The sequence below is a fragment of the Aeromicrobium sp. A1-2 genome (assembly GCF_003443875.1).
Classification (GTDB): domain Bacteria; phylum Actinomycetota; class Actinomycetes; order Propionibacteriales; family Nocardioidaceae; genus Aeromicrobium.
This window is the reverse complement of the sequence record NZ_CP027482.1, coordinates 1,131,041-1,148,088: the sequence shown is the minus strand read 5'-3', so window position 1 is coordinate 1,148,088 and position 17,048 is coordinate 1,131,041. Positions and strand designations below refer to the sequence as shown.

At 67.8% G+C, this 17,048-nt stretch carries 19 protein-coding genes; 5 read left to right on the top strand and 14 right to left on the bottom strand.

Features of this window, described 5'->3' with window-relative positions; all coding sequences use genetic code 11:
- Positions 1 to 44: 44 nt before the first annotated feature.
- The 7 genes from C6I20_RS05665 to C6I20_RS05640 form a co-directional block, all read right to left on the bottom strand.
- Positions 45 to 1,793 carry a penicillin-binding protein 2 gene (locus C6I20_RS05665; RefSeq protein ID WP_162891150.1) on the bottom strand — a complete coding sequence of 583 codons (1,749 nt, stop codon included), beginning with the start codon at positions 1,791 to 1,793 and terminating at the stop codon, positions 45 to 47.
- Positions 1,790 to 2,227, bottom strand: coding sequence for a hypothetical protein (locus tag C6I20_RS05660; RefSeq protein WP_118395071.1), 438 nt, complete (start codon positions 2,225 to 2,227; stop codon positions 1,790 to 1,792). The genes C6I20_RS05665 and C6I20_RS05660 overlap by 4 nt, the downstream gene beginning before the upstream one ends.
- A gap of 31 nt (positions 2,228 to 2,258) precedes the next feature.
- Complete coding sequence (gene rsmH, locus C6I20_RS05655) at positions 2,259 to 3,206, bottom strand: 16S rRNA (cytosine(1402)-N(4))-methyltransferase RsmH (RefSeq protein WP_118395070.1); 948 nt, start codon at positions 3,204 to 3,206, stop codon at positions 2,259 to 2,261.
- Complete coding sequence (locus tag C6I20_RS17715; protein WP_256372166.1) at positions 3,203 to 3,331, bottom strand: hypothetical protein; 129 nt, start codon at positions 3,329 to 3,331, stop codon at positions 3,203 to 3,205. The genes rsmH and C6I20_RS17715 overlap by 4 nt, the downstream gene beginning before the upstream one ends.
- Positions 3,332 to 3,453: 122 nt before the next feature.
- Complete coding sequence (gene mraZ / locus C6I20_RS05650; protein ID WP_118395069.1) at positions 3,454 to 3,903, bottom strand: division/cell wall cluster transcriptional repressor MraZ; 450 nt, start codon at positions 3,901 to 3,903, stop codon at positions 3,454 to 3,456.
- 206 nt (positions 3,904 to 4,109) lie between these two features.
- Positions 4,110 to 4,505 (bottom strand): DUF3040 domain-containing protein, encoded by a 396-nt coding sequence (locus C6I20_RS05645; protein ID WP_118395068.1) that lies wholly within the window; start codon positions 4,503 to 4,505, stop codon positions 4,110 to 4,112.
- Entirely contained in the window at positions 4,492 to 5,262 is a 771-nt protein-coding gene (locus tag C6I20_RS05640) for a bifunctional 2-polyprenyl-6-hydroxyphenol methylase/3-demethylubiquinol 3-O-methyltransferase UbiG (RefSeq protein ID WP_162891149.1), read from the bottom strand. Before C6I20_RS05640 ends, C6I20_RS05645 begins: the two co-directional genes overlap by 14 nt.
- Before the next feature lie 109 nt (positions 5,263 to 5,371).
- On the opposite strand from C6I20_RS05640, the gene C6I20_RS05635 reads away from it, so the two are divergent.
- Positions 5,372 to 6,631 carry an NAD(P)/FAD-dependent oxidoreductase gene (locus C6I20_RS05635; RefSeq protein WP_118395066.1) on the top strand — a complete coding sequence of 420 codons (1,260 nt, stop codon included), beginning with the start codon at positions 5,372 to 5,374 and terminating at the stop codon, positions 6,629 to 6,631.
- Here the strand turns inward: C6I20_RS05635 and metF are convergent.
- Positions 6,628 to 7,521 (bottom strand): methylenetetrahydrofolate reductase [NAD(P)H], encoded by an 894-nt coding sequence (metF, locus tag C6I20_RS05630; protein WP_118395065.1) that lies wholly within the window; start codon positions 7,519 to 7,521, stop codon positions 6,628 to 6,630. The two genes, C6I20_RS05635 and metF, sit on opposite strands and share 4 nt — an antisense overlap.
- Positions 7,522 to 7,544: 23 nt before the next feature.
- Between metF and C6I20_RS05625 the strand changes: the two genes are divergently transcribed.
- Positions 7,545 to 8,606: a polyprenyl synthetase family protein gene (locus C6I20_RS05625; RefSeq protein WP_216822996.1), complete on the top strand. Its 1,062-nt coding sequence runs from the start codon at positions 7,545 to 7,547 to the stop codon at positions 8,604 to 8,606.
- On the opposite strand, the gene C6I20_RS05620 is transcribed toward C6I20_RS05625, so the two are convergent.
- Positions 8,581 to 8,997, bottom strand: a complete 417-nt coding sequence (locus C6I20_RS05620) for a barstar family protein (RefSeq protein WP_118395063.1) — start codon at positions 8,995 to 8,997, stop codon at positions 8,581 to 8,583. The two genes, C6I20_RS05625 and C6I20_RS05620, sit on opposite strands and share 26 nt — an antisense overlap.
- Complete coding sequence (locus tag C6I20_RS05615; protein WP_118398625.1) at positions 8,994 to 9,431, bottom strand: ribonuclease domain-containing protein; 438 nt, start codon at positions 9,429 to 9,431, stop codon at positions 8,994 to 8,996. Before C6I20_RS05615 ends, C6I20_RS05620 begins: the two co-directional genes overlap by 4 nt.
- A gap of 140 nt (positions 9,432 to 9,571) precedes the next feature.
- Between C6I20_RS05615 and pknB the strand changes: the two genes are divergently transcribed.
- The 3 genes from pknB to C6I20_RS05600 are packed head-to-tail and all read left to right on the top strand — an operon-like array spanning position 9,572 to position 13,036.
- A complete protein-coding gene (gene pknB / locus C6I20_RS05610) occupies positions 9,572 to 11,629 on the top strand; it encodes a Stk1 family PASTA domain-containing Ser/Thr kinase (protein ID WP_162891148.1) in 2,058 nt (685 codons plus the stop codon).
- Positions 11,629 to 12,501, top strand: a complete 873-nt coding sequence (locus C6I20_RS05605; RefSeq protein ID WP_118395061.1) for a DMT family transporter — start codon at positions 11,629 to 11,631, stop codon at positions 12,499 to 12,501. The genes pknB and C6I20_RS05605 overlap by 1 nt, the downstream gene beginning before the upstream one ends.
- Before the next feature lie 4 nt (positions 12,502 to 12,505).
- Complete coding sequence (locus C6I20_RS05600) at positions 12,506 to 13,036, top strand: carboxymuconolactone decarboxylase family protein (RefSeq protein ID WP_118395060.1); 531 nt, start codon at positions 12,506 to 12,508, stop codon at positions 13,034 to 13,036.
- Here C6I20_RS05600 and C6I20_RS05595 read toward each other — a convergent pair.
- The 4 genes from C6I20_RS05595 to C6I20_RS05580 all read right to left on the bottom strand — a co-directional run bounded on the left by C6I20_RS05595 (position 13,033) and on the right by C6I20_RS05580 (position 17,034).
- Positions 13,033 to 13,512, bottom strand: a complete 480-nt coding sequence (locus C6I20_RS05595) for a DUF1990 family protein (RefSeq protein WP_118395059.1) — start codon at positions 13,510 to 13,512, stop codon at positions 13,033 to 13,035. The two genes, C6I20_RS05600 and C6I20_RS05595, sit on opposite strands and share 4 nt — an antisense overlap.
- Before the next feature lie 166 nt (positions 13,513 to 13,678).
- Positions 13,679 to 15,016, bottom strand: coding sequence for a class II 3-deoxy-7-phosphoheptulonate synthase (locus C6I20_RS05590; RefSeq protein WP_371682660.1), 1,338 nt, complete (start codon positions 15,014 to 15,016; stop codon positions 13,679 to 13,681).
- Between the two features lie 454 nt (positions 15,017 to 15,470).
- Positions 15,471 to 15,950, bottom strand: coding sequence for a DUF427 domain-containing protein (locus tag C6I20_RS05585; RefSeq protein ID WP_118395057.1), 480 nt, complete (start codon positions 15,948 to 15,950; stop codon positions 15,471 to 15,473).
- A gap of 55 nt (positions 15,951 to 16,005) precedes the next feature.
- Positions 16,006 to 17,034: a 6-phosphofructokinase gene (locus tag C6I20_RS05580; RefSeq protein WP_118395056.1), complete on the bottom strand. Its 1,029-nt coding sequence runs from the start codon at positions 17,032 to 17,034 to the stop codon at positions 16,006 to 16,008.
- Positions 17,035 to 17,048 lie beyond the last annotated feature (14 nt).

Sequence of the window (17,048 nt, the reverse complement as noted above, 5' to 3'; positions counted from 1 at the left end):
AGCGGACGAGGAACGAGTCCGCGCGCGTGCGAAGCACGCACCTCTTACCAGGTCTGTTCGACCTTGGGGCTCTTGGAACCGGTCGGCGCCACGCCGAAACGCTCCAGTGCCATCGACATGATGTCGTGGAAGACCGGCGCGGCGGTCGAGCCACCACCGGCGTTGCTGTACGGCTTGTCGAGCACGATGTAGGTCAGGAACCGCGGGTTGTCGGCGGGGGCGAAGCCCATGAACGACACCGTGTTCTGGCCGCGGATGTAGCGCCCGGTCGCCGGGTCCACCCGCCACGCGGTTCCGGTCTTGCCGGCCACCCGGTAGCCCTCGATGGCCGCCGCGGGTGCGGTGCCGTCGGGTGCCGTCACGGCCTCCATCATGCGGGTCACGGTCGATGCGGCGTCCTCGGAGACGACCCGCTTGCTCGGCGCACTGGGCACGGAAGTCGTGTCACCGTCGGCGTCGACCGTGCCGCTGACGACCGATGGCTCGCACATCTTGCCGGCATTCGCGATCGCCCCGACGGACCGCATCATCTGCATCGCGGTGACCGAGATGCCCTGACCAAAGGAGATCGTCGCGTGATTGGCCTTGGTCCAGTCCTTGCCGTTGCTGAGGATGCCCTTGGACTCGCCCGGAAGGCTGACGCCCGAGGTCTCCCCGAAGCCGAACTTGCGCAGGTAGTCGTACATCGTCGAGTCACTCATCTGCTGGGCCGCGACGATCGTGCCGAGGTTGGAGGACTTCGCGATGACGCCGGCGGCCGTGAGGTGCAGCGTCCCGTGCTCCCAGTAGTCGCCGATGTTGAAGTTGTCGATCTTCATGCCCGACGGCACGACGATCGGAGTGTCCGAGGTGATTTTGCCCTGGTCTGCGAGCGCGGCCATCGTGATGGTCTTCATGACGCTGCCGGGCTCGAAGACGGTCTGCACGGCCCGCGACACGGTCTTCGAGTCCTGCATGTCGGTGCGGTCGTCGGGGTTGAACGTTGGCGCCTGGGACATCTGCACGATCTGGCAGGTCTTGGTGTCCATCGTGAGCGCCAGCCCCCAGTCCGAGCTCGACTCGCGTACCGCGTCGGCCAGCCGCTGGTCGGCGTACCACTGCAGGTCGCGGTCGATCGTGGTCGTGACGTCCTTGCCGGGCACCATCTCGGTCACGGCGCTGTCGGCCATCGGGATCCGCTGGCCGCTGGGAGAGACCTCGTACGTGCTGGAGCCGTCGGTACCGGTCAGGGTCTTGTCGTACTTCGCCTCGACGCCGGCAACACCCGTGCCCGCGCCGTTGACGTAGCCGAGGAGGTTCGCTGCGAGGCGGCCGCCCGGGTAGGTCCGGAGCGTCTCCTTCTCGCTGAAGACACCCGTCAGTCCAGCGTCGGAGATCGCTGTCAGCGCCTTCTTCCCGGTCCAGGCCGGAAGATCGCGCGCCAGGTAGACGAACCGGGAGTCGGGGGTGCGCAGCTTGTCGATCGTGTCGAAGTAGTCGATCTCGGTGCCGAGCTTCTGGCTCAGTATCCGTGCGATCTGTGGAGCGTTCTCGGCAGTCATCTTGGGGTCCGCGGTCAACGTCAGGCCGTCGACGCTCGATGCCAGCTCGGCACCGTTGCGGTCGAGGATCGCTCCGCGCGGCGCCGGCACCGTGCTCTTGGCCGTGCCGGCCGCGACCGACATCGCCGCGTACGCGCTCGCGTCGAGCCCCTGGATCTGGAAGAGCCGGGCCCCGAAGACACCGAAGACACCGATCACCATGGCCAGACACACCCGGAGGCGACGTCGGGACACGGACTTGCTGGGGCTCACGGCGTCACGCTCCTGATGTTGCTGCTGCCTGCCGCGGCCGGCACGGGCTTGCCGAGCACCTTGCCGTCAGAGAGTCGGATGAATGCGGGGTTGGTGTTGGGCACCATCCCCTGCTGGATGGCGCGCCGTGCGACATTCGCCGGGCTCTGCAACTTGTCGACCTCACGAGACAGGGCCTGCTGCTGGGTCTCCAGCTCGGCGGCCTGGCGATTGAGCTTCTGGGCCTCGAACGACTGTGCCTGCAGGACCGTGCTCATGAGGATGAGACCGACCAGCCCCGCCGACAAGATCGCCAGGACCACGACGACGAACGGGGCCTTGCGGGCCCGACTGCGGACCGGCCGCACCAGTCGGAGGCCGGCCTGCTTCGCGCTCTCGGGAGAGAAGCGCGGGGCTGCTGAGGTGGTGGCCGTACGGGCCAGCTGTGGGCTCATGCCCCGTCCCTCTCACTGTTCGAAGGGACGTTCATAGCGTGATCCGTTCGGCGACACGCAGCCGGACCGACCGGGCGCGGGAGTTGGCTTCGATCTCGGCCTCGGTGGCCATCTCGGCCCCGCGGGTCACGAGCCGGTAGCGGGCCTCGTGCCCCTCGGGCACGAACGGCAGGTCGCGTGGCACATCGGTCGTTGTGATCTCGGTGAGCGCACGCTTGGTGATCCGATCCTCGAGCGAGTGGTAGGCCAGCACGACGACTCGTCCGCCGGGAGCCAGCACCTCCAAGGCAGCAGGCAGTGCACGCCGGTAGACACCAAGCTCGTCATTGACCTCGATGCGCAGCGCCTGGAACGTCCGCTTGGCAGGATTGCCGCCAGTGCGACGAGCAGCGGCCGGAATCGACGTACGAATCAGGTCCACGAGTCGGGCGCTGTTGGTGAACGGCTCGCGTGCACGCTCGGCGACCACGGCATCGGCGATGCGCTTGGCGAACTTCTCCTCGCCGTACTCCCGCAGGACCTTCGAGATCTCCCGTGACGTGTAGGTGTTGAGAATGCCTGCGGCCGTGAGCTCGTCCTCCGGGTTCATCCGCATGTCCAGCGGTGCGTCCTGGGAGTAGGCAAAGCCACGATCGGCGAGGTCGAGCTGCATCGAGGAGACCCCGAGGTCGAACAGGACTGCCGAGACGCGCCGGAAGCCGGCATCGGCCACGACCTCGGTGATCTCGTCGTAGACGGCGTGGGCGAAGGTCACCCGATCCCCGTAGGGAGCCAGGCGCGCGGCGGCACGGGCAAGCGCCTCCGGATCGCGATCGATGCCGATGACGTGCAGGTCGGGAAACCGTTCCAGCATGGCCTCGGCGTGCCCACCCAGGCCAAGAGTTGCGTCGACCACGACGGGCCGCTCGACCGTGACGGCTGGCGCGAGGACGTCAAGGACTCGATCCAGCAGCACCGGGACGTGACTTGCCTCGTTCACAGCAGGCCCAGGACGAGCGCTGTCACGACGGCCAGGGCGATCGACGTGCCGAGTGAGAACGCCATGAGCGCGATGCCGTCGGCAACCTCGTGCCGTACGCGCCTGCGGCTCGTGTCGATCGTCATGTCCCTCGTCCTCATCGTGTTGGTGCCCGGCTGGTGTCGTGTGGCCAGATCCGCGACCGCCGGGTCTGACACCGGGGAAGTGATGTCAGAACCGTGCGGGCGCAGATCTCGCCGCACGAACGTCAGAAGATGCCGGGCATCACTTCCTCTGACATGTCCGCGAACGGACCCTCTTGTGCATTCGAGAACTCGGTCCATCGGCCCGAGTCCCAAATCTCGATGCGGTCCATCGCCCCGACGACCGTGCAGTCGCGGTCGAGCTGGGCCCAGTCCCGCAGAACCGGCGGGATCGAGATTCGGCCCTGCTTGTCCGGCACCTCCGACGAGGCGCCGGAGAAGAACATGCGAGTGAAGTTGCGAGCCGCCTGGTTGGTGAACGGCGTGTCGCGCACCCGGTCGGTGAAGGCGTTGAAGCTCTCGGTCGTCCAGCCGTAGATGCAGTTCTCCTGCCCACGGGTGAGCACGATGCCGTTCTCGAGGCGCGGCCTGAACTTGGCCGGGAGGAACAACCGACTCTTGTCGTCCAGGCGCGGGGTGTAGGTGCCGAAGAAATTTGAGACATCCGGGTTCACCTCGCTTCTCCTCACCGCCGGTCAGGTCCTCCATTTCGCCCCACCATACCCCACGATCCCCCACTTGGCACGCCAAATGAGCACGATTCGGCCGAATATGATGCCGGCGCCCCACGACATGGAGGAGCGAGGAATCCCCGTCAGGGCAAAGAAAAACCGCCCCCGAGGGGGCGGTTCAGGTGGAAGTGGAGGGAAGTGGGGCAGATCTAGCGGTCGTCGCCGTCCTGGCGACGCTGCCAGCGCTCTTCCATGCGATCGACGAACGTCCCGGCCTGCTTGCTGCTGCCGGGCTTGCTCGGTGAGCTAGCGGCTGGTTCTTCGTCGCGCCCGCCGATGCCGCGCTTCCAGGCATTCATGAACAAGTAGGCCGCGCCGAGCATCGCGACAAATCCCACGACACCGAGCCAGGTCATCGCCGACACCGCGCCGGCAAACAGCAGAACGATCCCGCCGAGGAAGCCGAGGATGGCCAGCACTGCGACGCGCCGGTTGCGTGCCATGAACTTGGACCCGCGAAGGGTCGACGCAAAGTCGGGGTCTTCGGCTGCCAACGACTGCTCGAGCTGGTGCAGCAGCCTGGCCTCTTCGTCAGATAGCGGCACGTTTGCCTCCTGGATCGGATGTTGCTGATGACAAGTCTAGGCGCGCGATCGTGTGCAGACCAGCCGAAAGTGCTGTGAAGTCCGCTGAGGTGCTCAGGAGGCGCTCGAGGGCGTACAGCGCATCCCTCGCGCCGGGCTCGGTGTCGACCAGCGCACTGGGCACAAGATCGGCAAAGATCCGCAGGCCCGTCGTCGACACCGGCGCGAATCCGTGAGCGGTCAGGAGGTCGGCCAGCTCGGCCACGACGAAGCGGCGCGGGCCCATCGTACGCACGTCCCACGTGTCGGACGTGCGACCCAGAAGCGCCTGCGCTGTCACGAAGTCACCAGCCAGTGCGCGGGCCGCGACAGCCGCATTGCGGCCGGCTGCCACGACGCTGACGTGGCCTCCTGGCCGGAGCACCGTGGCGATCATCGACAAGGCCTGGCCGGGGTCGTCGACGTACTCAATGACGCCGTGGCACACGACCAGATCGAACGAGGCCGGTGAGAGGTGATCAAGCAGGTCGTCCGCGTCGCCCAGCACGCCAGTGACGCCCTCGGCGAGCCCGGCGTCGACTCCACGTCGATGCAGGGACGCAAGCGCGTCGGGGCTGGGGTCGACGACCGTGACCCGGTGACCGAGTGCCGCAAGGCGTACGGCGTCACCTCCCGTGCCACCGCCGAGGTCCAGCACGTCGAGTCGATCGCCTGAACCGGTCAGATCCACGGCATCGACGACGGACTGCCACATCAACTCGGTGCGGACCGGACCCATGACGGACACTGTGCCACAGCGCGGGTCGCCTCTCCTCGACCGCACCCTCGCCCTGCCGACCCGTGGGGCGCGGGACCGGGTCGAGTCGGGCACCCCGTAGTCTGCGCGCATGGCGAAGGTCGTGGTCGTGGGTGGCGGCTTTGCCGGGATGTCGGTCGCGGCGCGGCTTGCGAAGCTCCGGCACGACGTCACGATCCTCGAGGCCTCCGACCGGGTCGGTGGCCGTCTCAACGGCGTGACCTCCGGTGGTCGCACCTGGTCGACCGAGCTGGACAGCGTGACACTTCCAGGAGTGTTTCGCGATTTGTTCCACAAGACCGGTCGACCACTCGACCGTGTCCTCGACCTCACGATGACCGAGGGTCGACGACACGTGTACAAGGACAAGTCGGTTCTCGACCTGCCGCTGGGCAATCGGGGCGACCAGCACACAGCGGTGCTGGACGCATTCGGAGCGGACGAGTGGTCGCCGTGGGTGGACACCTTCGCCGACACCTGGGACCTCGTCCGCCGCCTCGCGCTCGACCAGGTGTTCGCCGGTCGTCCGGCCGTCGACCGTGCTGTGCGTGCATCGTTGCAGCCACGCCGCACCCTTGCCCGACTCGCCGAGAAGGATCTCGACGACGACCGGCTGCGCAAGCTCGTGCTCGACCCACCGCGGCTCGCCGGGCAGGACCGGCAGGCCACGCCGGGGTTCGTCGCGGTCTCGCACTACGTCGAACGCTCCTTCGGTCGTTGGCGATTCGCCGGCGGCCTCCCCGCGCTCGCGTCAGCCCTGGAGTCTCGCCTCGACGAGCGTGGCGTCACGATCGAGCTGGCCGAGTCCGCCCACGAGCTCGTGCTGGAGCACGGCGAGCTCCGGGGTGTCGTGACGGCACGACGCACGCTCCCTGCCGACTTCGTGGTGTGGTGCGCACCCACTTGGCCCGCTCCCCTGCCGCCGGTCCGGCTCATGCCGGTCATTCCGGCGTCGCGGACCCTGGTCGCACTTTCGGCGGACACTCCTACGATGCCTGATGAGATCCTGGTCCACGCCAACCCCCCGATCCGCTTGTGGAGTGGGGGCGGCGGTGTCTGGACGATCGAGCACCGCAGCGGCGAGGATCCACTCCGGGCGCTGGTGAGGTTCGGGATCGACCTACGGCCCTACGTCGTGGATCGGACTGACCTGAGCCCGAGCGATCTCGTCGGTCTGGGCCATTGGGGCTGGGCCTGGCGCGGCTGGACCAGCGCGTTCGAGCTGCCCGGTGTCGCACCACGTGGCGGGGTCCACTTCGCCGGGGCGCACGCGCATTCCGGCGCGTCACTCGAGGCCATCGGCATGGCCACTGCCGCGATCGCCGAGGCGATCGGGCCGGCGCCTCGCTAGACCAAGCCGTCCGAACGGAGCGAGTCGAAGATCTCCCGAGTCGCCTTCGAGCGGTTCAAGGTGATGAAGTGCAGGCCTGGCGCGCCACCGGCAAGCAGGTCCCGGCACAAGGTGGTGGCCAGCTCGATGCCCTTCGAGCGCACCGCGGCTTGGTCGTCCTGGATGGGCTCAACCTCGTCGAGCACCTCGCGTGGCAACTCGGCGCCGGACAGCTCAGCCATCCGGGCGACCTGGGCGAAGTTCAGGATCGGCATGATTCCCGGAACGATCGGCATGTCGCAGCCCATCGCTCGGACACGCTCGACCAACGAGAAGTAGTCCGTCGCGCGGAAGAACAGCTGTGTGATGGCGTACTCGGCACCCGCCTCGGCCTTGGCGACCAGCACCTCGGCGTCGTGCTGGAGGCTTTTGGCGTCAGGGTGCCCCTCTGGGAACGCGGCGACACCGATCCGGAATCCGCCCAGGCCGCTCGCGAGCTCGACCAGATCTAGCGCGTGGTCCATCCCGTCAGGATGTGACTCCCACGGCGCGCGCGGGCCGCCCTTGGGATCGCCGCGGAGCGCCAGGACGTTGTCGACCCCTGAGGCGGCGTACTGCTTGAGCACCGACTCGATCTCGCCCCGGGTCTGCGCGACGAGCGTCAGGTGGCCGACCGGCCGCATCCTGGTCTGCTCGGCAATCCGAGCCGTGATGCGGACCGTGCGTTCCTGGCTCGTGCCGCCCGCGCCGTAGGTCACCGAGACGAAGGTCGGTTCCAGCGGCTCGAGATCCGCGATCGTCTGCCACAGGACGGCCTCTCCCGCGTCGTCCTTGGGCGGGAAGAACTCGAACGAGTAGCTCGGCACCGACCCGCGAAGGGCGTCGACGAGGGACTGGTGATCGGGAGGCATGGGTCAACGGTATCGTCCAGATCGTGACCTCACGTGCCGATGATCCAGACTTCCGGACACGTGTTGATCACAGTCTGGTCGCCTTCGTCGACGACCAACGTCCAGTTCTCGCCGAGCTGGGGCCCGAGGTGGAGGATCTCGCCGACGTCTCGGTGGCGTTCGTCGGCGGGGGCAAACGACTCCGCCCGCAGTTCTGCTACGCCGGGTGGCTCATCGCGGGAGGTGACCCGCAGGACCGTGGCATCGTGACGGCCGCGGCCGCCCTGGAGTGGCTGCAGGCCAGCGCCCTCGTGCACGACGACCTGATGGATGGCTCGGACACCCGGCGTGGGCGGCCCAGCGTGCATCGCGACTTCGAGTCCCGGCACCGGCGCGAGTCGCGGCACGGCGACGCCGTCGGCTTCGGCGCCTCCACGGCCGTCCTGCTGGGCGACCTGCTGTTGTCGTGGTGCGACGAGATGTTCACCGCCGCGGTCCTCGGATCCGAATCCATGCGCCCCCACGTCATGGCCGCTCGGCACTTCCTTGATCGGTGCAAGACCGAGGTCGTCGCCGGACAGTTCCTCGACGTCACGGGACAGACCCGCGCGTCCCTCTCGGTCGACCAGGCCATGACCGTCGTGCGCTACAAGTCGGCCAAGTACACCGTCGAGCGCCCGCTCCACATCGGCGCGTCGCTTGCTGGCGCAGATGCCGACCTGATCGCCGCACTGTCGCAGGTAGCCCTGCCACTGGGTGAGGCCTTCCAGCTGCGCGACGACGTGCTCGGCGTGTTCGGCGATCCCGCGCTCACCGGGAAGCCGGCCGGCGATGACCTCCGTGAGGGCAAGCGCACCGTTCTGGTGGCCCGCGCGGCCGAGCTCACTGACGACGCCGGCAGGGCACTGCTCGGCACGTCTCTCGGGACCTCCGACGGGGTCATGGCGGTGCGTGAGCTGATCGTCGACTCGGGCGCGCTCGCGGCGGTCGAGGACGACATCGCCCGCCTCGAGGACCAGGCCGACTCCGCGATCGACCGTCTCGGCCCGCAGGCCCGAGTCGTGCTGGGACCTCTCGCGCTTACAACAACCCGTCGAAACCGCTGACCCCGAGGTCGTCCCGCACGATCACGGCCAGTGCAGGCGCTTGACCGACGGCATCACGGAACACGTCAACGACCGCGCTCGTGTGGATGGGGTCGACGTCAGCCAACTGGACCAGGCCCTCCCAGAGGACCACGGTCGGCCGGGAAGCCAGCTCTGCGAGGGTGTCGAAAAGCGCGTCCAGATTGCGACCGAACCACTCCGGCAGACTCCACGAGGTCACGACCTCGTCCCAGAATGCATCCACCGACATCACGTGTCGAGTGTCGAGCGGCAGCGCCAGCCAGCCGGCCTCCGCGGCAGCGCCGCCGAGGTCGCGGTCGGTTCGTCCGCGCCAGCTGAACAGGCCCGGTGCCGTCTCGCCGGTCAGGAGGGAGTCGTACGTTGCGGTCACCCTGATGCCACCTCCACCCGTGTGAACGATCGATAGTGGTCGCCGGTGTAGTAGAGCTCGCCACCCTGCCCGGCGACGAGACGACGCGCGCCCCGATCGGACGCGCCCGGCGTTGGCACCGTGTACTCGCGCCAGTAGCCACGCGGGTGCTGCGGGAGCAATCGCTCACGATTCATGAAGACCGAGCCATCGCGGTCGTACGGGAACGGTCCCCCCGCCTCGATCAGGTCGATTGTCTCGAGCGCCTCGCGTGGCAGGCCCTGGTCCGCACGGACGGAATCGCTGGGGCTCGCGGTGGGTCGTCCTGTCTCGCTCGGAACCTGGCTCGTCGATCCCGCGCCCGGCGCTTGCGACGCCTCGCGATCCGTGATGCTCAGCACTGCAAGGAACACGCCCAGCAGCAGCAGGAAGCCGACCCAACTACGCCGATGCATGACCCCATCGTGACGCATCGACGGCGTGGCGAACGTCACGACTGTCGCGGGACACGCCCCGGCGTGGCCTCCAGCCTGTGCAACAGTCACTAGAATCAACCCACGGGTCACAAGGATCCGCGCAGGTCGAGGAGGGTGGCGTGGCACTGACGCGCGACGAAGCCCTGGTCGGGCGTGTCCTCAGCGACCGCTACCTGATCGGCGAACGCATCGCGCGCGGCGGCATGGCAAGCGTGTTCCGGGCCACCGACCGCCGACTCGATCGCGAGGTCGCGGTCAAGGTCATGCACCACGGACTGGGCGACGACGAGCAGTTCACCGCCCGCTTCGTCCGTGAGGCCAAGTCGGCCGCCAAGCTCAACCACCGCAGTGTCGTGTCGGTCTTCGACCAGGGCAAGGACGGCGAGGTCACGTACCTCGTCATGGAGTTCGTCCCAGGACACACCCTGCGCGACGTCATGCGCGAAGAGGCGCCGATGCCGCCACACCGCGCACTGGAGCTGTTGGAGCAGGTGCTCGTCGCGCTCTCTGCAGCGCACGCAGCAAACATCATCCACCGCGACGTCAAGCCCGAGAATGTCCTGATCACACCCGACGGCGAGGTCAAGGTTGCCGACTTCGGCCTCGCGCGCGCTGTGAGCGCAGCGACGACCGCGACCGGGGGCACGCTGATCGGGACAGTCTCCTACCTGGCACCCGAGATCGTGACGAACGATGGCGCCGACGCCCGGTCCGACGTCTACGCATGCGGCGCGATGCTCTACGAGATGCTCACCGGGCTCAAGCCGCACTCCGGCGAGTCGCCGATCCAGGTCGCCTACAAGCACGTGCACGAGGACATCGGAGCCCCTTCTGAAGTGCGGCCGGGCATCCCGCCGTACGTCGACGCGCTCGTCGCACGGGCGACGGTCCGCGACCGGGACCAGCGGTCGACCGACGCTCGAGTCATGCTCCAGCAGGTGCGTTCGGTACGGCACGCGCTCGATGCGGGGCTCGTTGACGATCCGGACCTGGTTTCGGACCTCCGTCCCGGCGGGCGGGTCGCCGATGACGACGACGCACCGACGGTGTCGGTGCCACGCGCCGCGTTCGGCGCGTCCGCGTCCGCGTCCGCCCGGACCGAGGCGGTCAGCATTCCCGAAGCCACAATGCAGTGGTCCTCCCGACCGGACGGAGCCGGGCCCGGCACTGTGTCGTCCGACGGCGGGCCGCCGGCACTCGTCGAGGGCTCGGATCGCCCGTCCGGCCTGCACCCCTTGATGTCGCCGACCGACTACAAGACGGCCAAGGGCGGTTCGAAGACCTCGCGCCGCGGACGCAACCTGCTGATCATGGCCATCGTGATGGCCCTCCTGGCCTTTGGAATCGGCTACTACCTCAGCGTCGGGCGCTACACCGACACCCCGGTCCTCATCGGCCAGTCCGAGACCGTGGCCAAGGACAACGCCGAGAAGCTCGGCTTCGGCTTCAAGGTCCAGAAGCGATCGTTCTCGGAGACTGCGCCGCTCGGCGCCGTCATCCAGACCGATCCAGGGCCCGGCGACAAGATCCTGCCGGGCGCCACGATCAACGCCGACATCTCCAAGGGCCCCGACCGCGTCCAGATCCCCAAGGACCTCAAGGGCATGACGCTCGCCGCGGCCACGGAGGCCCTCGCCGAGATCGACCTCAAGGTCGACCCGGAGCAGAAGAGCGTCTTTGACGAGAATGTCGCCAAGGACCGAGTCGTCGGGGCCACCAACTACACGGTCAAGGACCAGCTCAAGCGCGGATCGACCGTCGTGCTCGCCGTGAGCAAGGGCCGCAAGCCGATCAAGGTCAAGGACTACCGTGACACCCCGCTCGCCGAGGCAAAGGCCGGGCTCGAGGACGTCGGGTTCAAGGTCAGCTCGAGCGAGGTGTTCAGCGTCAAGATCGACGAGGGCAATGTCGTTTCCCAGACACCCAACGACGGCACCCAGTTCCGCGGCGACACGATCACGCTGACGGTGTCGAAGGGCCCCGAGCAGGTCAAGGTCCCCGACGTCGTGGGCGAGAAGCGGGACGACGCCGAGAAGATCCTCGAGAAGGCCGGCTTCAAGGTCCAGGCGCTGTCGCTCGGAGGTGGCAACTTCACGGTCCGCGGTCAGAACCCTGGCGGCGGCACGAAGAAGTCCAAGGGCTCGACCATCACCATCTCGCAGGTGCCCTTCCCCTGATGCGGACCCGGCTTGCCGCAGCCGCACTGCTCGCCGTCACGGCGGTGTGGGGCTCCACGTTCTTCCTGATCAAGGATCTGCTCGATCGGATTCCGGCGACCGACTTCCTGGCGGTGCGATTTGCGATCGCCTTCGCGGCGATGTTCCTTCTGGCGCCGCAGGCGATCTCTCGGCTCAGCCCCGAGGTGCGGCGCCGCAGCGCGTACGCCGGCGGCATCTACGGCGTCGCACAGATCCTGCAGACCGTGGGCCTCGGGCATACCGACGCGAGCGTGTCGGGGTTCATCACGGGTCTGTACGTCGTCGCGACACCTGTGCTTGCGTCGCTGGCCTTCCGACAACGCGTGTCCCGGACCGTGTGGATCGCTGTGGGACTGTCCACGGTGGGCCTGGCGATCCTCTCCCTCCGCGGCTTCTCTGTCGGTTTCGGCGAGAGCATCACCTTCGTCTGCGCGATCCTCTACGCGGTGCACATCATCGTTCTGTCCCGGTGGTCGACCGCGGCCGATGCCTACGCCATGGCGACGATCCAGATGGGTGTCATCGCCGCGCTGTGTCTCGTCGCCGCGGCGCCCGGCGGGGTGACGATCCCCCATCGTTCCGACGACTGGATCGCGGTCGTGTACATGGCGCTCGCAGCCGGGGCCCTCGCGATGGTCCTGCAGACGTGGGCGCAGAGCCAGCTGGACGCCGCTCGCTCGGCGCTGCTGATGACGATGGAACCCGTGTTCGCCGCAACATTTGCGATCACCTTGGGCACCGAGGGAGTCAGCTGGAGGCTGCTGCTCGGCGGGTCCTTCGTGCTGACCGCAATGGTGCTGGCCGAGACATCCGGGCGTTCTGAGACACCTGTCCAAATTCCCCTAGACTGATCCGATGGAACAACCCCGCATCCCGCCCGGTGGGCTCAAGGAGCTGGGACTCCTCAACTACGGATTCAGCACGTTGGCCGGTCGCGTCATCGGAGGCCAACGACCCAATGTGTTCACGACACTGGGCCGGAACCGCAGACTGTTCCGCGGCTGGCTCTACTACAGCGGCAGGCTCATGCCGGGCGGTCGGCTCCCCCGCCGCGACAGCGAGCTCGTGATCCTGCGCATCGCGACGATCCGTGAGTGCGAGTACGAGCGACGACACCATGTCCGCATCGGACGCAAGGTCGGGGTCACACCGGCGCAGATCGACCACTTGGCCGACGAGAGCTGGTCGGGGTGGTCCGTTCGCGACCAGGCGCTGTTTGCGGCAGCCGACCAGTTCGTCGACGACAAGTTCATCGACGACGCGACCTGGTCCGCCCTCAGTGCGCAGCTCAGCGAGCCCGAGCTGATCGAGTTCCTGCTGCTGTGCGGCCAGTACGACTCGCTCGCCACGGTGCTGCTCACCCTGCGGGTCCAGCCCGAGGCCTAGGGGATCATGGCAGCGAGGTAGCGGCGGGTCATGGTCCGCTGCAGCAGCCTTCCGGCGGGCCCGGCGATCCTGGTCGGCCAGGTCGCGGGATTGGAAAATGCCGTGATGGTCGCGGTGATCTCCCCTGTCGTTGGATCACGCCTCGCCTCGAAGCGTTCCTCACCCGACTCGGGGTGACCGGGCAAGGTCCCGTACGCGAATCCGCGCAGGTCACGCTCCTCGACGACCTCGACGACGCGGCACGGGATCTTCTGGCCGAGGAACCGGAACGTCACCTCGGCGTCCAGCACCACCCGTCGCGGACCGTCGACCTGCCACACACCCGATCGCGATTGCACCCGCCAGGTCATGAGGATCTCGGCAACATCGTCCAGATCGACCTGTCCGAGCGAGCGGGACGCCCGCAGGTGGTGGTAGCCCGCGGGAAGCACGGCCTCGGCCGTCGCCCCCACCTCGTCGTACGTGAGCCCGGTCATGAGCGACAACCCGGGGGCACCGTCACGACGCACCGCCTGGACTGTTGCGCAACGACAGATCGAAGCACCTCGGCAAGCGGTCTGACCCACTCCGAACTCCGGGCTCTCGTCTCCAGAAAGCACTCCAGCAGTCCTCGCGACCGGCCACGTTGCGAGGCGACGTCACCTAGCTACGACCAGAGAGCATTTCAGCCACGAGGAAGGCGAGCTCAAGGCTCTGCGCCCGGTTGAGCCGCGGATCGCACAGGGTCTCGTAGCGGTGGGTCAGGTCCTCGGCGGACAGTTTGGCGCCGCCGCCAACACACTCCGTGACGTCGTCGCCCGTCAGCTCGACGTGCACGCCGCCGGGCCAGGTTCCGAGCGCCCGGTGGACTTCAAAGAAGCCGCGCACCTCGTCGATGACGTCGTCGAACTCGCGAGTCTTGTAGCCGTTGCTTGTCTCGAAGGTGTTGCCATGCATCGGATCGCACACCCACGCGACCTCGATGCCAGCCGCCGTGACCTTCTCAACCAGGTTGGGCAGTCCGTCGCGGATCTTGCTGGCACCGAAGCGGGTGATGAAGGTGATCTTGCCCGGGATGCGCTCGGGGTTGAGCTTCTCGTACAGCGCGATCGCATCGTCGGCGGTGCTGGTCGGGCCGAGCTTGACGCCGATCGGGTTGGCGATCCGGCTCAGGAGCTCGACGTGGGCTCCGTCGATCTGGCGGGTGCGCTCACCGATCCACACGAAGTGGCTCGACACGTCGTAGGGCCGTTCGGTTCGCTGGTCGATGCGGGTCAGGGAGTGCTCGTACTCCAGGATCAACGCTTCGTGCGACGAAAAGAAGTCAACGGTGTGGAACTCGTCTGGATCGACCCCGATCGCGTCCATGAACGCCAGTGCGCGGTCGATCTCGGCGCCGATGCGCTCGTAACGCTCGCCGACCGGGCTGCTCTTGACGAAGTCGGTATTCCACGCGTGCATCTGGCGCAGGTCGGCATAGCCGCCGGTCGTGAATGCGCGCGCGAGGTTCAACGTCGACGCGGACGCGTTGTAGACGTCGACCAGCCGCTGCGGGTCGTGGGCTCGCGTGGCCGGGTCGAACTCGAACCCGTTGACCGCGTCGCCTCGGTAGGCCGGCAGGGTCACGCCGTCGCGAGTCTCGGTGTCGCTGGAGCGGGGCTTGGCGTACTGCCCGGCGAGGCGGCCGACCTTGACGATCGGAACGCTGGCGGCGTACGTCAGCACGACCGCCATCGACAGCAGGACCCGAAGCTTGTTGCGGACGTTCTCGGCCGTCACACCCTCGAAGGTCTCCGCGCAGTCGCCGCCCTGGAGGAGGAATGCCTCCCCGCGGGAGACCTCGGCGAGCCGGTCGCGCAACGCGTCGCACTCGCCGGCAAATACCAGCGGGGGCATCTTCCGCAGCTTCTGCACCGCGGCGTCACGGGCAGCAGGATCGACATAGGTGGGCTGCTGGGCAGCGCCCATCGCATGGAGGTCGTCAAGGCTGGGAATACTCACCGCACAAGGATACGCGCGTCGCGCGCCGCACCCCGCCACGGCCCGTCAGCCGATACGCCACCCAAGGCCAGGCAAAGCGAGCCACAAGGCCGAGCGAAGCGAGGCAGGCGCCCGGGCGGCGAGCCGAAGAACCCCACCCAAGGGCCGAGCGAAGCGAGGCAGGCGCCCGGGCGGAGCCCGGCAGCGGCGAGCCGAAGAACCCCACCCAAGGGCCGAGCGAAGCGAGGCAGGCGCCCGGGCGAAGCCCGGCAGCGGCGAGCCGAAGAACCCCACCCAAGGGCCGAGCGAAGCGAGGCAGGCGAAGGCAGCGGCCGGAGCGAAGCGAGCAGCGAAGCCGCAGCGGCGAGCCGAAGAACCCCACCCAAGGGCCGAGCGAAGCGAGGCAGGCGCCCGGGCGAAGCCCGGCAGCGGCGAGGAACGAGCCGCTGGAGCGGCGACGAAGGAGCCGCGCGCCCTACCAGCCAAGCGTCCCCGGCGCCCCTTTGAACGGACCCTCGACACGGGACGTGATCCACCCTCCGTAGAAGTCACCCTCCTGCGCCTGCACCGTCTCATCGTCGATCGTGCAGGCGTCGACCTTGCCGGGGTAGATCGCGACGTGGTCGACGAGATCCTTGTAACCAGGGTTGGGGGTGCGGTAGGTCCATGCCCCGGCTGGAATCGTCCGCTCCTCGGTCACGACATCGAAGTAGGTCGCGGCACCCTTCCACTCGCACCAGGTGCTGCCGTCGATGGGGCGCAGGACGCCATTGACGAACGAGTCGATCGGCAGGTAGTACGTCGGCGGGTGGCTCGTCTCGCAGATCCGGTAGGACGTGGTCGTGTCTGCGATCGTCGTGCCACCCAGTGCCACGACGATGTGCTCGTCGCTCGGCTCGATCGACGGTGGCCGCGGGTAGTCCCAGACGTTCTCGACGGGTCGGATTGATGGCATCTGTCGAGCGTATGGTCGATGGCCCGATCCAGCCCGTCGGAAGACGGCCCCGGCCTCACCCGAAGAGGACTTCGGCCTCTTCGTAGAGCTCGGGCCGCACGGTCTTGAGCACTGCGGTGCCCTCCGCCAGAGGGACGCGGGCGATCTCGGTGCCGCGCAGGGAGACCATCTTCCCGAAGTCGCCCTCGTGCACTGCGGTGATTGCGTGAAGGCCGAAGCGCGTCGCGAGCCAGCGGTCGAAGGCGCTCGGTGAGCCGCCCCTCTGCACGTGCCCGAGCACGACGGCCCTGGCCTCCTTGCCGGTCCGCTGTTCGATCTCCTGCGCCAGGCGATCGCCGATGCCGCCGAGGCGCACGTGCCCGAAGGCGTCCTTCTCACCGCTGACCAGCGACATGCTGCCGCCCTCTGCCGGCACGGCCCCCTCCGACACCACGATGATCGGCGAGTAGTGCGTCGCGAAGCGGCTCTCGACCTGTGCACACACCTTCTCGATGTCGAACGGTCGCTCGGGGATCAGGATGATGTTCGCGCCACCGGCAAGGCCGCTGTGCAGGGCGATCCACCCTGCGTGCCGACCCATGACCTCGACGACCAGCACGCGGTGGTGGGACTCGGCAGTCGTGTGGAGCCGGTCGATCGCTTCGGTCGCGATGTTGACGGCGGTGTCGAAGCCGAAGGTGAAGTCAGTCCCGGACAGGTCGTTGTCGATCGTCTTGGGCACCCCGACGACGTTGACGCCGAGGTCGGCGAGCTTGGTCGCTACGCCGAGAGTGTCCTCGCCGCCGATCGCGATCAACGCGTCACAGCCATTCGCTGCGAGGCTGTCCTTGATCCGCTCGACACCGTTGTCGATCGCGAACGGATTGGTGCGCGACGAGCCGAGGATCGTGCCGCCACGCGGCAGGATGCCACGGACCTCGGCGATGCCGAGCTGCATCGTGTCGTTCTCCAGTGGCCCTCGCCAGCCGTCGCGGAATCCGACGAACTCATGACCGTACGATGCGACGCCCTTGCGCACAGCGCCACGGATGACTGCGTTGAGCCCGGGGCAGTCGCCTCCCCCGGTGAGCATGCCGACCTTCATGTCGCACTCCCTTC

Bases quoted from the DNA above. Each gene is read 5' to 3' on its own strand.
- C6I20_RS05605 (WP_118395061.1), top strand. From the start codon at position 11,629: ATGCGGACCCGGCTTGCCGCAGCCGCACTGCTCGCCGTCACGGCGGTG.
- C6I20_RS05640 (WP_162891149.1), bottom strand. From the start codon at position 5,262: ATGGGTCCGGTCCGCACCGAGTTGATGTGGCAGTCCGTCGTCGATGCC.
- C6I20_RS05615 (WP_118398625.1), bottom strand. From the start codon at position 9,431: ATGCATCGGCGTAGTTGGGTCGGCTTCCTGCTGCTGCTGGGCGTGTTC.
- C6I20_RS05595 (WP_118395059.1), bottom strand. From the start codon at position 13,512: ATGACCGGGCTCACGTACGACGAGGTGGGGGCGACGGCCGAGGCCGTG.
- metF (WP_118395065.1), bottom strand. From the start codon at position 7,521: ATGCCTCCCGATCACCAGTCCCTCGTCGACGCCCTTCGCGGGTCGGTG.
- C6I20_RS05660 (WP_118395071.1), bottom strand. From the start codon at position 2,227: ATGAGCCCACAGCTGGCCCGTACGGCCACCACCTCAGCAGCCCCGCGC.
- C6I20_RS05585 (WP_118395057.1), bottom strand. From the start codon at position 15,950: ATGCCATCAATCCGACCCGTCGAGAACGTCTGGGACTACCCGCGGCCA.
- C6I20_RS05635 (WP_118395066.1), top strand. From the start codon at position 5,372: ATGGCGAAGGTCGTGGTCGTGGGTGGCGGCTTTGCCGGGATGTCGGTC.
- C6I20_RS05580 (WP_118395056.1), bottom strand. From the start codon at position 17,034: ATGAAGGTCGGCATGCTCACCGGGGGAGGCGACTGCCCCGGGCTCAAC.
- C6I20_RS05600 (WP_118395060.1), top strand. From the start codon at position 12,506: ATGGAACAACCCCGCATCCCGCCCGGTGGGCTCAAGGAGCTGGGACTC.
- C6I20_RS17715 (WP_256372166.1), bottom strand. From the start codon at position 3,331: ATGACGATCGACACGAGCCGCAGGCGCGTACGGCACGAGGTTGCCGAC.